General features: G+C 55.7%; 12 protein-coding genes and 1 tRNA gene. 8 read left to right on the forward strand and 5 right to left on the reverse strand.

Annotated features, from left to right (window positions below; all coding sequences use genetic code 11):
* Positions 1-140 precede the first annotated feature (140 nt).
* Both HWX89_RS00155 and HWX89_RS00160 read left to right on the forward strand, forming a co-directional pair.
* Positions 141-1,358 carry an NAD(P)/FAD-dependent oxidoreductase gene (locus HWX89_RS00155; RefSeq protein ID WP_138795769.1) on the forward strand — a complete coding sequence of 406 codons (1,218 nt, stop codon included), beginning with the start codon at positions 141-143 and terminating at the stop codon, positions 1,356-1,358.
* 9 nt (positions 1,359-1,367) lie between these two features.
* Entirely contained in the window at positions 1,368-2,168 is an 801-nt protein-coding gene (locus tag HWX89_RS00160; protein WP_138795768.1) for an aldolase/citrate lyase family protein, read from the forward strand.
* Between the two features lie 52 nt (positions 2,169-2,220).
* Here HWX89_RS00160 and HWX89_RS00165 read toward each other — a convergent pair whose 3' ends face one another.
* Both HWX89_RS00165 and HWX89_RS00170 read right to left on the reverse strand, forming a co-directional pair.
* The gene (locus tag HWX89_RS00165; RefSeq protein WP_178340562.1) at positions 2,221-2,397 is read right to left on the reverse strand and encodes a hypothetical protein; all 177 of its coding nucleotides are present in this window, start codon (positions 2,395-2,397) and stop codon (positions 2,221-2,223) included.
* Positions 2,398-2,486: 89 nt separating this feature from the next.
* On the reverse strand, positions 2,487-2,828 hold the full coding sequence (locus HWX89_RS00170) for a hypothetical protein (protein WP_138795767.1): 342 nt from the start codon (positions 2,826-2,828) through the stop codon (positions 2,487-2,489).
* A 229-nt stretch (positions 2,829-3,057) separates the two neighbouring features.
* Between HWX89_RS00170 and HWX89_RS00175 the strand changes: the two genes are divergently transcribed.
* The 3 genes from HWX89_RS00175 to HWX89_RS00185 all read left to right on the forward strand — a co-directional run bounded on the left by HWX89_RS00175 (position 3,058) and on the right by HWX89_RS00185 (position 6,419).
* Positions 3,058-3,148, forward strand: a tRNA-Ser gene (locus tag HWX89_RS00175).
* 678 nt (positions 3,149-3,826) lie between these two features.
* Positions 3,827-4,852, forward strand: coding sequence for a porin (locus HWX89_RS00180; protein ID WP_138795766.1), 1,026 nt, complete (start codon positions 3,827-3,829; stop codon positions 4,850-4,852).
* Between the two features lie 532 nt (positions 4,853-5,384).
* Entirely contained in the window at positions 5,385-6,419 is a 1,035-nt protein-coding gene (locus HWX89_RS00185) for a porin (RefSeq protein ID WP_138795765.1), read from the forward strand.
* A gap of 154 nt (positions 6,420-6,573) precedes the next feature.
* Here the strand turns inward: HWX89_RS00185 and HWX89_RS00190 are convergent, their stop codons facing one another.
* A complete protein-coding gene (locus HWX89_RS00190; protein ID WP_178340563.1) occupies positions 6,574-8,649 on the reverse strand; it encodes a lytic transglycosylase domain-containing protein in 2,076 nt (691 codons plus the stop codon).
* 318 nt (positions 8,650-8,967) lie between these two features.
* Between HWX89_RS00190 and dapA the strand changes: the two genes are divergently transcribed.
* Positions 8,968-9,852 (forward strand): 4-hydroxy-tetrahydrodipicolinate synthase, encoded by an 885-nt coding sequence (dapA, locus tag HWX89_RS00195; RefSeq protein ID WP_138795764.1) that lies wholly within the window; start codon positions 8,968-8,970, stop codon positions 9,850-9,852.
* A 158-nt stretch (positions 9,853-10,010) separates the two neighbouring features.
* On the forward strand, positions 10,011-10,487 hold the full coding sequence (gene smpB, locus HWX89_RS00200; protein ID WP_138795763.1) for an SsrA-binding protein SmpB: 477 nt from the start codon (positions 10,011-10,013) through the stop codon (positions 10,485-10,487).
* 90 nt (positions 10,488-10,577) lie between these two features.
* Here the strand turns inward: smpB and HWX89_RS00205 are convergent, their stop codons facing one another.
* Positions 10,578-12,077, reverse strand: a complete 1,500-nt coding sequence (locus tag HWX89_RS00205) for a methyl-accepting chemotaxis protein (protein WP_138795762.1) — start codon at positions 12,075-12,077, stop codon at positions 10,578-10,580.
* Between the two features lie 225 nt (positions 12,078-12,302).
* Positions 12,303-12,872, reverse strand: coding sequence for a LabA-like NYN domain-containing protein (locus HWX89_RS00210; RefSeq protein ID WP_138795761.1), 570 nt, complete (start codon positions 12,870-12,872; stop codon positions 12,303-12,305).
* A gap of 282 nt (positions 12,873-13,154) precedes the next feature.
* Between HWX89_RS00210 and rpoZ the strand changes: the two genes are divergently transcribed.
* Positions 13,155-13,547 (forward strand): DNA-directed RNA polymerase subunit omega, encoded by a 393-nt coding sequence (gene rpoZ / locus HWX89_RS00215; protein ID WP_138795760.1) that lies wholly within the window; start codon positions 13,155-13,157, stop codon positions 13,545-13,547.
* Positions 13,548-13,640 lie beyond the last annotated feature (93 nt).

The raw sequence follows: 13,640 nt of genomic DNA on the forward strand, positions 1-13,640 counted from the left end.
GGAAGGCTGTTGTGTTCCACTACGGTGCATGCCGCTTCTTCGCCGGTTGACGCGGCCCGTACTTGGCGTTACGCCTTTGTCATACTTATGTTGCGCATCGCTGGAAAAACTTTCCGTCGCGATCATTCCGGGAGAAACATGTGGCGGACAGGCTGGTAATTGTCGGGGCGGGGCAGGCGGCTTTCGCACTGGCGGCAAAACTGAGGGCTTTAAAAGACCAGCGCCCCATCACCATCATCGGCTCGGAGGATGTTTTTCCCTATCAGCGCCCGCCGCTTTCGAAAAAATACCTGATGGGCGAAATGACCTTCGACCGGCTGATGTTTCGGCCCGAGCAATGGTATGCGGAAAACGACGTCGAAATCCGCCTGTCCACCTGGGTCGAAGAAATCGACCGTGTGGGCAAGATCGTGCGCATGCAGGACGGAAGCACGCTTTCTTATGGCAAGCTCGTTCTGGCCACAGGTGCCACGCCGCGTCTTCTGCCCGCCAGCATTGGTGGCGACCTTGAGGGCGTTCTGGCGGTTCGTGACAAGCGCGACGCCGACAGGCTGATGCAGGAGATGAAACCGGGTCGCAGACTGCTTGTGATCGGTGGCGGGTACATCGGGCTCGAGGCTGCGGCTGTTGCCCGCAAACTTGGTCTCGATGTGACGTTGATCGAAATGGCGGAGAGAATCCTCCAGCGCGTCGCCGCAATGGAAACCGCCGATATCATGCGGGACATTCACGCGGCGCACGGTGTTTCGATTCGTGAAAAGACCGGCCTTGTTCGCCTTGTCGGCATGGATGGCAGGGTCGCTGCCGCCGAATTGTCGGATGGTTCGACCATTGATGTCGATTTCGTCATCGTCGGCATCGGGGTCACACCGAATGATCGGCTAGCCCGCGAATCGGGAATCGATGTTGGCAACGGTGTCGTGGTCGATGAATTCACCCGTACCTCCGACAAGGACATCCATGCAGTTGGTGATTGCGCCCTCCTGCCGTGGGAAGAGGGTCAGGTTCGGCTGGAATCGGTTCAGAACGCTGTCGACCAGGCAGAGGCTGCCGCGACCGTGTTGGCCGGCACCGAACGCCGCTATGAACCGAAGCCCTGGTTCTGGTCGGATCAATATGATGCCAAGCTGCAGATCGCTGGCTTTAATCTGGGTTTCGATGAAACGCTGCTGCGCCCCGGCGTTCGTGAGGGCAGCTATTCCGTCTGGTATTTCCGCCGTGGCCGATTCGTTGCCGTTGATGCGATTAACGACGCCAAAGCCTATGTCACCGGCAAGAAGCTGCTGGAAACCGGCGTAGAGCCGGATCGCGCCATCCTTGCTGATCCATCTGCCGACCTGAAATCATTACTGTCTTGAGGAATCACCATGCCTGCCCCTGAAAACCGTTTCAAAACCGCCATTCATGCCGGTAAGCCGCAGATCGGCCTCTGGCTCGATATGGCGGAGGCGATTACCGCTGAAATCGCCGGAACCTCGGGCTTCGACTGGCTGGTCATTGACGGCGAGCATGGGCCAAACGATCTGCGTAGCATTATCGACCAGTTGCGCGCACTGGCCACATCGCCGGCTGAGCCCGTGGTGCGTGTACCGGTCGGTGAAAGCTGGATGATCAAGCAATTGCTGGATGCGGGCGCGCGCACGCTGCTGGTGCCGATGGTTGATTCGGCCGAGCAGGCGAGCGCACTGGTCAGCGCCATGCATTATCCACCGCGCGGCATTCGCGGTATGGGCGCAGCTGTGGCGCGTGCTTCAGCCTTCAACACGATCACCGATTATGCCGATACGGCGTCTGACAATGTGTGTCTTCTGGTGCAGGCTGAGACGAGGGCGGCAATCGCCGATCTCGACAATATCCTTGCGGTTGATGGCGTGGACGGTGTTTTCATTGGTCCGGCGGATCTTGCCGCCGATATGGGATATCTCGGCCGTCTGGACGCTCTGGAAGTGCAGGAAGTCATCGAAGCGGCAATCACCAAGATTGTGTCCTCGGGCAAGGCAGCCGGTATTCTCACCTTTAATGAGACTTTTAACCGCCGTTATCTCGAACTTGGCGCGTCGTTTGTCGCTGTCGGCGCAGATGTGACGGAGTTTGCAGGCGCGCTGCGTTCGCTCTCTGCCCGCTACAAGGGTGAAACATCGCCGGCGCCATCCAGGTCGGGATACTGAGCTGACTTATAGTAGTCTGACCGAAGGAGGCATAACCCCGCGGTCTTATATGCTAATCGTCGTTACTGGCGTTGAGTTGTTCCGGCGGAATACCTTCTTCGCCGGAGGCGAGATAACCGTGATTAATCAGCGCAGCACGCAGAATGCGCTCGATAGCCTCATCATGGCCAATTCCGTGATCTCTCGCAAAGGCTGAGATTGCTTCTTCGATATCGACGCCAAATTTCATTTTGCCCCTCCGCCCGTCTCGATAGGTCTATACGCAAATAGGCAAGGGAAGTTCTCTCCCCTTGCCGTTTTATTCCAGGCTAGTGCTGATTAGCGCCAGCGGTAGAGGCTGCTGTTGGAAGACTGCTGTTGTGTGCTGGTGCCGACAACGTAACCAATCGCAAAACCAAGCGCGCCGACAATTGTCAGCAATGACGTCGCTGTCGCGGGATTTTCTTTCACCGCTTCCACGACCTGATGGCCTTGGGTACGTACGTTCTGGGCCGCCTTGCGAACCCGGCCACGTGCTTCGCCGAGCAATTCGGATGCGTCGTCGCCTGCGTCTTCCACGCGAGCTGAAACAGCCTTTGAAAGCGACGCGATCTGCGTACGAAGCTCCGCGATCTGATTCTCGATCGTTTCTTCAACAACATTCAGTCTGGTTTGAGCCATGTGAGCACCTCTTTTGTTACCGGTCAGAAAACGTCGACGCCGGCGAAAGGTTCCCTCCTAGCCAAACAAGTTGTACCGCAAAGGCCGTAATACCGCACCTTTTGTGGGTTTCAGGCTTTATATATAGGCATCGGACAGACATGCTGCCTTGGCCCCAGCCACAGCTTTTTCATTCCTTCCGCGAAAAAGCCTTGCATTCATTTTTTATACGCAATAATCAGGCCGCACCGGAGAGGTGGCCGAGTGGTCGAAGGCGCTCCCCTGCTAAGGGAGTATACGTCAAAAGCGTATCGAGGGTTCGAATCCCTTCCTCTCCGCCATCTGGCTCATACGATCTTCACAGAAGCCATTCTCCAAATTTTAGAGTTTCTGATTTCGCTTTTTAGCATGGTTGATTTGCTCTGCGACTGAATGCTCGTTTGGGCACGCTCCAGAATTACCTTCGAAAATATCGCGTGATCGAACGGAATGGGAAGACATCCGCGTTGTTTCCTTTGCGCACGACTCTATCCGGCGTGTGAAGCGAAAAAGGATTTCGTCGAATCGAACTCTTGGATTCGGCATGCACGATTCAGAACGGCGCTCGTTTTCCACACCGTTGCCGAATCCTCAGTCGGCCATCTGTTGATCGAGTGCGGTGCATTTTTCCCATTTGCCGGCACGAGAACGCGCCGACGCTTATAAGTACCGATGCGTGAAAAGGTTATGTTAACTCCGCTAACTAACGGATTCTCAAGGAATTTATTAACTGAACGTAAATCTCTTCGTGTGGCCGCACAGTGCTGTGTGTTTTTTGAGCAACAAGGCGAAATGAACCAGCCTGTGAAAATGCCTTTCTCGTCGTTTGTCGATTGCAAGCGCCGGAACGTTTTGTATTTTCACGAACAGAAGCGAGGCGGTGGATCGTTTGGCTTCTAAAAAACACGGGAATGGGGCAGGGAATGCTGTCCTTCAGCGAAAGTACCCAGACCCTTTTTAAACTTTGACTGGAGGTCAACATGAACATCAAGAGCCTTCTGATCGGCTCCGCTGCGGCTCTCGCAGCAGTATCCGGCGCACAGGCCGCTGACGCTATCGTCGCTGCTGAGCCTGAGCCCATGGAATACGTTCGCGTTTGCGACGCATTCGGCACTGGCTTCTTCTACATCCCTGGCACCGAAACCTGCCTGAAGTTCGGCGGTTACGTTCGTTTCCAGACCGACATCAACCGTGGCACTCCTTCCAACGGTCGTACGTCTGACTGGAACTCGTTCACGCGCGCTCAGTTCGAAATTGACACCCGTACGGACACCGAGCTCGGCGCTCTGCGTGGCTTCATCGGCCTGCGCGGCAACGCTGACGCTGGTTCGGGTTCTTCTTCTTCCGTATTCGTTGACCAGGCGTTCATCGAACTCGGCGGCCTGAAGGTTGGTAAGTTCTACAGCTGGTGGGACGATGGTCTCTCTGGTGAGGCTGACGAACTGTCCTCGAACGCTCTGTTCAACTCCGTTCGCTACACCTACGATGCAGGCTCCTTCTGGGCTGGCGTTTCGGTTGACGAACTCCAGGACATCAACGTTGCTGGCTTCAACGAAGCTAACAACAACGTTGGCGTTGCACTCGGCGTCGGCGCCAAGCTCGGCGCAGCTTCCTTCCAGCTTATCGGTGGCTACGACACCGACCGCGAAAACGGCTCGGTTCGCCTGATCGCAACGGCTGACGTTGGTCCGGGTACGCTCGGTCTTGCTGGTGTTTGGGCTTCCGGCGCAAACGCTTACTACAGCGTCTCCGAGTGGGCAGTTGCTGCTGAGTACGCTATCAAGGCTACCGACAAGCTGACGATCACCCCCGGCGCTCAGTACTACGGTTCGTACGGCCTCGTTTCCTGGGACGACTTCTCGGACAACGACGCTTGGACCGCTGGCGTAACGATCGACTACAAGATCACGCAGGGCCTGTCCACGAAGCTCGCAGTTAACTACTTCGACCAGGACAACGGCGACGATCAGGTCAAGGGCTTCGTTCGCCTTCAGCGTTCGTTCTAATCGGATCTGATATTAGTCAGTGACGGAAAACCCCGGCAGTTTTGCCGGGGTTTTTTGTTTTGAGTTGATGAAGTGGGCAAAGGGTTGCTTGATTGGATACGCTGAGCTTTCGATCGGTCGCAGAAGCCGTCTGATCCTGTCCGGCTGAGACGTTTCTGTTATTCTGATTCATTTGCCATAGAATGTCGGCAGGGGTGGACAAAACCACGTTTCCAACGAATCCCTGATCTCACCGCAGCGAAAATCCGGCAATCAGTGCTTCTAAGGAACCGCTTAGATAGCGGGGCGCGTCTAAGTTGCTGAAATATCTTGTTTATTAATGAATCATTAAGAGCTGAGTGGTTGATGGCTTGAGTTGTAGCTATTTCGCAACAGCGGAAAGCTAAGGACACCTTACTGTCTCGATTGTGTCACGATTACGATTGCGCGGCGCGTCGGTTTTGGCTCTAATCAGCACCATAGGCGGCATGCATTTGATTTGTGCATTCCCACTCGTCGCCTGAGAAATTAGTGTTTTGACTGGAGGTCAACCATGAACATCAAGAGCCTTCTGATCGGCTCCGCTGCAGCACTTGCAGCAGTATCCGGAGCACAGGCCGCTGACGCTATCGTCGCTGCTGAGCCTGAGCCAATGGAATACGTTCGCGTTTGCGACGCATTCGGTACCGGCTTCTTCTACATCCCTGGCACCGAAACCTGCCTGAAGTTTGGCGGTTACGTTCGTTTCCAGACCAATTTCGGTCGTGATGCTTCTGGCACGTCCGATTGGAACTCGTTCACACGCGCTCAGTTCGAAGTTGACACCCGCACTGACACTGAGCTCGGTGCTTTGCGCGGCTTCATCGGCTTCCGCGGCAACGCTGAAAGCGGTTCTTCCAGCGACAGTTCTGTATTTGTTGACCAGGCTTTCATCGAGCTCGGCGGCCTGAAGGCTGGTAAATTCTACAGCGAGTGGGATAATGACCTGAACGGTGAGACAGACATTCTGTCCACCAATGCCCTTTTCAACGCTGTACGTTACACCTACGATGCAGGCGCTTTCTCCGCCTACATCGCTGCTGAAGAACTCCAAGGTACTAGTTTCGTGGGCTCTTCTGAAACCGACAATAACGTTGGTATCAGCGCTTTCGTTGGTGGCACCGCTGGTCCTGTAACCTACTCGCTCGTGGGTTCTTACGACGTTGATTACGAAGATGGCGCGATCCGTGCGATGCTCTTCGCTGACGTTGGTCCTGGTACGTTCGGTCTCGCTGGTGTATGGGCTTCTGGCGTTAACGCTTACTACGCAGAAAGCGAGTGGGCTGTAGCGGTTGAATATGCTATCAAGGCAACCGACAAGCTGACCATCACTCCTGCATTCCAGTATCTTGGTAGTGTTGCTACGAAGACCGTCGATGGCGACATCGTTGATGCTGATTGGTCGAACAACGATGCTTGGACCGCTGGTCTGACAGTTGATTACAAGATCACCGACGGCTTGGCTGCTAAGGTCACCGCTAACTACTATGATGAAGACGGCCAGGACGACGAAGTCACCGGCTTCGTTCGCCTTCAGCGTTCGTTCTAATCTGATCTGACATCTGTCAGTGAAGGAAACCCCGGCAGCAATGCCGGGGTTTTTCTTTGGGCTAGTGTTGATGATTTCGTTCGGCATTCGGCCAATAAAAAAGCGCCGGACATGCCGACGCTTCAGGAAATCAATATTCTTTAAACGATCATAGTTATCCCGAACGACCGTGGCGCAGATCGTCGACAATGTCGGCCTGTTGGCCCAGGCGTGTCTTATAGACCTGATAGTTCTCCATTACCCGTTGCACGTAGTTGCGTGTCTCCGGGAAGGGGATGCGCTCGATCCAGTCTACGACGTCATCGATCTGTTTACCGCGCGGGTCGCCGTAGCGGGCGATCCATTCAGGCACCTTTTTCGGGCCCGCGTTATAGGCGATGAAGGTCAGGATATAGGAACCACCGAAGCTTTCGATCTGTTCGCCGAGATAATGCGCTCCAAGCGTGGCGTTGTAGCCGGCATCGCTTGTTAGTCTTGCCTGCGTGTAGGGTAGGCCGTGACGGCCAGCCACACCTTTTGCTGTGCCGGGCAGCAACTGCAGCAGGCCGCGCGCATTTGCGGGGGAAACTGCGGCCGGATTGAAGGCGCTTTCCTGTCTGGCAATGGCATATGCCAATGCCTTTCCTGAACCCGCAATGTTAGCACTGGCAGGAATGACACCAAGCGGGTAGGCGAGGGCAGCAGCATCGATGCCACGGCTGAAGGCCGTCTTGCCGATTTGCAACGACACTTGATGATTGCCGTTGCCTTCCGCCCGTGCGGCAAGAATGGCAAGTTCGCCGGGGCTGTCGAGTTGATCGGCGAGTGCGCGATAAAGGCTGTCGGCCCGCCAGCCATATCCGGCAGCTTCCAGCCTGTCTATGGCGCGGACCGCTTCACGTCCGGCAAAACGCTGTCGGTCTGCACCACTTGGTGATGGGTAGGTGACATTGAGTGTTTTGACACCGATCCGCGCCGCAGCAAGCTGGCCATAGAAGGTGCCGGGATGAGCGGCGGCCTTGTTGAAAAAGTCACGTGCGTCGCCCGGCCCACCGCGTTCTGCAGCGCGACCGAGCCAATAATAGGCCCTTGATGCCGAGAGGGGCCGGTTTGATGCCTGCAGTAGCGCGGAGAAATGTCGCGCGGCGGCAGCAGGCTGGTTCAGCGCTCGTAACGCATACCAGCCGGCATGGAATTCCGCGTCGGCAATATCCACGGCGGACGTCGCGGAATGATTGGCGACGATACGGTAAGCGCGCGGAAATTCGCCGAGATCGGCAAGACCGCGTGCAATGATGCGCCGCTCGTTCCACCATTCGCCCGGATTGACAAGTTTTGCCCGATCTTTCGGCGCCTGTTCGAGAAGCACTGCCGCTTCCGTATATTTCTGCTGGTTACGGAAGTTCTCAACGCGCGCAAACAGATAGGCTGCATCGCTACGCCACGACGCGTCGACGGATTCAAGCAGAGCGCTTGCATTGCCGGAACGCTGCAACACTGCGGCCCAGGCTTTATAAAGAGACTGTGCGTTGCCAAGATCGCCGAAGCGTTTCGCCTGGCTGATTCGGCTACGGTACATCAGGTAGTCCATGCGCGCTTTGTGGTCGGCGGGCGTGAAGTAACTGGAAAACTGGCCAAGCACCCGGTCTTCCATGTCCTTGTCCATACCTTCGCTGACCCAGAGCTGGCGAAGAAGACGTTGTGCTTCCGTTGTTTTACCAGAGGCGGCGAGAGCTTGGGCAAGTGCAACCGCACCTTCGGCCGTCTCCGGCCGGCTGCTGCCGAATGCGGAGATAACCTGTGCAGCGGGAGGATTCTCGCGGTAGAGGGCGCGTTCGGAATTGGCGCGCAAGGTGGCAACACCAGGCCAGCCGGACAGTTCGCGTTCGGCGGCAGCGATTTCTGCGGAAGGCACATCCCTCTGGCCAGAAACAGCGATTGCCCAGGAAAGGATGTGTCGGTCGAGGCTGCCGGAGGACATTGCGTTGCGAATGGAAAGTGCCCGCGAGGCGTCGCGGCTTGAAAGCGCGTCGAGGCCTGCCTTAAGGTCGGCGACGTCCTGCGGACGGTTAAGTCGAGGTATCGCACCGGTAATTTCCGGTGTGGCGGGAACGAAGGCGGGGATCGTGGGTGCGTCCGGTTTCACGTAAGGAAGCGGTGCGACCGCGCCTTCCGGCAACGGTCCAGCCTGTACGCCCCAGACGGTCGCCGCAAGGCTCGCCGTCAACAATCCCAGAACTGTCTTTTTCATGGTGCTTTTCATGATGTGACGGAGTGAGTGGACCGGTGTGCGTTTATTGCTTCATTAACGGAAATTGACCTTAACGAACCCTTACTTTTGATGGGGCGGTTGCATCAACTTTTATTCATTGCCTCGTTATTGCCGCTTGCCTTGTCCGCGCTCTCCCGCTTTATGTGCTTGCAGTCCGCAAGGCGGCATTTCGTCGGTGTTTTCGGACGAAATCGCCTTCCTTTGCGCTTGTCGGCTTCAAGGGCTGGCACTAATGTGTGCGGGTTTTAACCATCGAATGCGGCCGAAGCATGAACCGCTCGGCGCCAGGAGTTTTGCATGTTCAAGGGATCCATTCCCGCCCTCATTACCCCGTTTACGGACGATGGCGCCGTGGACGAACAGGCATTTGCCGCCCATGTGGAGTGGCAGATCGCTGAAGGCAGCAACGGTCTTGTGCCTGTGGGCACGACGGGGGAATCTCCGACCCTGTCCCACGACGAGCACAAACGTGTTGTCGAGCTGTGCATCGAGGTAGCGGCGAAACGGGTACCGGTCATCGCAGGCGCCGGATCGAACAACACGAATGAAGCGATCGAGCTTGCCCAGCACGCCGAAGAGGCTGGCGCGGATGCGCTTCTGGTCGTCACGCCGTATTATAACAAACCGACCCAGAAGGGCCTTTTCGCGCATTTCTCGGCTGTTGCCGACGCGGTGAAACTGCCGATCATCATCTATAATATCCCGCCACGTTCGGTGGTCGACATGTCTCCTGAAACGATGGGTGCGCTTGTCAAGGCGCACAAGAACATCGTTGGCGTCAAGGATGCGACTGGCAAGCTCGATCGTGTTTCCGAGCAGCGTATTTCCTGTGGCAAGGGGTTCGTCCAGCTGTCCGGTGAAGATGGCACGGCACTTGGCTTTAACGCCCATGGCGGCGTTGGCTGTATTTCTGTTACGGCAAACGTCGCCCCGCGTCTGTGTGCAGAATTCCAGACGGCAATGGCGGCTGGCGACTATGTGGCAGCTTTGGAATATCAGGATCGTCTGATGCCGTTGCACAAGGCCATTTTCATGGAACCCGGTGTTTGCGGTACAAAATATGCGCTGTCGCAGACCCGTGGCGGCAACCGCACTGTTCGCTCCCCACTGATGAGCTCGCTGGAGGCATCTACCGAAGCGGCTATAGATGCAGCGCTGAAGCATGCCGGCCTGACAAACTGAAGCCTGAAAATAGAGTAGAGGCGCGCAAGCGACTGCTTCTGATGTGGAGCTGTCGAGCGCGCCTTTTCTTTTCGCCGCGACGATACTAAATAGGATGCATGCACCCGCCCCGGTGGAACATCGCAGGCGCAATAAGAAGAACAAGGGATTGAAGGATCATGGCCCCCAAAGGAAGCCAGCGTGTGGTGAAGAAGATCGTTGCGGAAAACCGCAAGGCTCGCTTCAACTATGAAATCATCGACACTTACGAAGCCGGGCTCGTGCTGACGGGGACTGAGGTGAAATCGCTTCGCGAAGGCAAGGCGAATATCGCTGAATCCTACGCGTCGGATGAGGGCGATGAGATCTGGCTCATCAACTCGCATCTGCCGGAGTATCTGCAGGCCAACCGCTTCAATCACGAACCGCGCCGTCGTCGCAAGCTCCTTCTGAACAAGCGCGAAATCAATCGTTTGCGTGCTGGTATCAACCGCGAAGGTATGACGCTGGTGCCGCTGAAGATCTATTTCAACGATAGTGGACGCGCTAAGCTCGAACTGGCTTTGGCAAAGGGCAAGAAGCTGCACGACAAGCGCGAGACGGAAAAGGAGCGCGATTGGAACCGTCAGAAGTCGCGTCTTCTTAAGGGCGGCTAAACCGATCAGTCCCTCACGTTCACAAACAAAAAAGCGGCGCTCCATGCGCCGCTTTTTTTATTGAGTGCTCGTTTGGAAACCTGCGTCTCCTCACGCTGCTCGATAATAGGGCGCTGTATAACCGGTAGAAGACGATACGTTGAAGCGCGCGACGAGTGCAGCAAGATTGGCGCTGACATCACCCAGATTATGGGTCGCCGCATTGGTTTCTTCCACCATCGCCGCATTCTGCTGAGTCAGGTGGTCCATGCTGTTGATGGCCGCGCTGATTTCCTGGATGCCCATAGACTGCTCCTGCGCCGCCTTCGTCAGCGACGCGATGTGCTCATTGATACTGTCGACCTTGTTGCCGATCGTGTTCAGCGATTCTCCGGTCTTGTTGACCAGCGAAACGCCCTGCATCACGTCGGCAGAGGATTTGGCAATCAGTGTCTTGATTTCCTTGGCTGCTGTGGCCGAGCGCTGCGCCAGTTCGCGCACTTCCTGGGCAACAACGGCAAAACCCTTGCCGGCCTCGCCGGCTCGCGCCGCCTCGACGCCCGCATTCAGCGCCAAAAGGTTGGTCTGGAAAGAGATTTCATCGATCACGGCAATGATCTGGGTGATTTTCTGCGAAGAGGTTTCGATGGCGCTCATGGCGTTGACGGCCTCCATCACGACTTCGCGGGAACGTGCGGCCTCGACGGCCGAGCTCTCGACCATCACCTTTGCTTCTTCAGAGCGCTGTGCCGACAGCCTGGAAATGGTGGTGATTTCCTCGACGGCGGCGGCTGTTTCCTCAAGTGCCGCAGCCTGCTGCTCCGTGCGGCGGGCCATGTCGTCGGTTGCTGACGTCAGCTCCTGGGTGTTGCCGGAAATCTTGTTCGCTTCATTGACGATCTGCGAAAAGGCATCGGAGAGGTTGCCAAGCGCAGTGTTGAAGCTCGCCATCAGGCCTTCGAACTGAGGTGCGGTTTTTTCCGTAATGGTCGATGTCAGGTCGCCATTGGCAAGTTTGGCCAACGCGTTGTTCAGAAGCTCGAGAATATGATCTTGCTCCCGCTTCATCTGCACCTGTTCGGCTTCGACTTTCTGTCGTTCGGCGGCGAGTGCCTCGAGATAGACGGAGATGGAATAGTCCATGTCGAGAAGGGCGGCCTTGACGGTGACTGTCAGCGCGTCCTTGAGCTTTCTGGCCTTCTTTTCCGCAAAGATGCCCTTCAGTTCGGATTCGATGACGGATTTGATAATACCCTCCAGAACAAGGGCGTAACCGCCGATGTACCAGCGGGGTTCGAGGCCGAGTTTTGCGTGGGTGCGACCAATTGCCGTGACGGCCTGGGTATAGCTGTCATCGAAAGTGCCGCTGGCAATCCGCGACCAATGCTTCACCTGCATGCTTTTGGCGTGCTGGATATGCGCTTCGCTTGAGAAGAACTTCGCTGTTTCGGGGACAGCACGCGCTTTGGCGTAAAATGCATCAAGCGATGCATCGAGAGAGCCGGTAATGACGCCTTTCAAACCCGCCAGCGTCTGCCGCTGCTCACTGCCGAGCCCCAGAAAATCCAGTCTTTCGCCGAGTTGTTGATTGGTCTTTATTTGGCCGGTCATGTCGATAATCCTGATTTAGTGCCCGTCACCTGAGCGGCACCGTTAACCGGACTAAGACATCACTATCGTTAACCAAGATATAATTTCGAATATACTGAATTGACGTTTGTCATCTTTGGAACAAATTTTGCCAGATCGGCAAAGTAGAACACGGCGATCGCGCAAAGAAAAAACGCGCCCATCTTTTGATGGACGCGTTTTGTTTGTTTTGGCGTTTCGCCGAAATCACATCGTTTCCGGGCTTTCTGCGTGACGGGCAGGGCGCTCGTTCGGATCGCGGCCAATCTCTGCCTTCAGCGTCATCAGATCGATGAAGTGGTCAGCCTGTCTGCGCAAATCGTCGGCAATCATGGCAGGCTGCGTTGCCATCGTCGATACGACGGAAACCTTGCGGCCCTTGCGCTGAAGTGCATCGACGAGAGTGGTGAAGTCACCGTCGCCCGAGAAGAGAACGAGATGATCGACAGTCTCGGATTGCTCCATGGCGTCGACGGCAAGCTCGATGTCCATGTTGCCCTTGATCTTGCGGCGACCGAGCGCATCGGTGAATTCTTTCGCAGGCTTTGTCACGACTTTGTAGCCGTTATAGTCTAGCCAGTCGATCAACGGACGGATCGACGAATATTCCTGGTCCTCAATGAGGGCCGTATAATAATAAGCTCGCAACAGGTAACCGCGCTTTTGAAACGCTTTCAGAAGCTTGCGGTAGTCGATATCGAATCCCAGGCTTTTCGAAGCTGCATAAAGATTGGCTCCATCGATGAAGAGCGCAATTTTCTCCCGTGGATCGAACATTCCATCCCATTCCTTATTTGGAAGGCCATTACTCTGGCTTTTCTCATCCGGCCGCGAAGCGAAAAATGCGTTTTCTCAACTTTGACGCATGCCGTTGAATTTTAAGTAAGCTACCTTCCCGCGTATTCCAAGACAATTCTCATAGACAATTTTTTCATCAGGCGCCAAAATCGACAATTAAAGTGACATAAGACGCCAAATTCAGGAAAAACTTGAATTCCGTGGCCAATGGCTGTATCGGAACCGTTAATCCGCGACATAACGACCCGTAAAGGACAGGCAATGGCCCGCGTCACAGTAGAAGATTGCATTGATAAAGTAGACAACCGTTTTGAGTTGGTCCTTCTCGCCAGCCATCGTGCGCGCCAGATTTCCCAGGGCTCCGCTATCACGATTGACCGCGACAACGACAAGAACCCGGTTGTTGCACTGCGCGAAATCGCCGACGAAACACTGTCGCCAGACGATCTCAAGGAAGACCTCATCCATTCGCTGCAGAAGCATGTGGAAGTTGACGAGCCGGAGCCCGATCCGGTGACGCTGGCTGCCTCTGCCGTTGCTGATGGCGAAGACGAGGACCTGCCGGAAACCATCAACTTCGACCAGATGTCTGAAGAAGAACTGCTGGCCGGTATCGAAGGCCTTGTGCCGCCGGAAAAGAACGACGACTATTGATAGCAATTATGATGGGATTGGCAGGTGCCGGTTACGGTCTGTCAATCTTTCCCGTCATAATCTGATCCCTATTGATGCAGCATTGTGCGCTGA

Source organism: Rhizobium sp. RM (assembly GCF_013390595.1).
Classification (GTDB): domain Bacteria; phylum Pseudomonadota; class Alphaproteobacteria; order Rhizobiales; family Rhizobiaceae; genus Agrobacterium.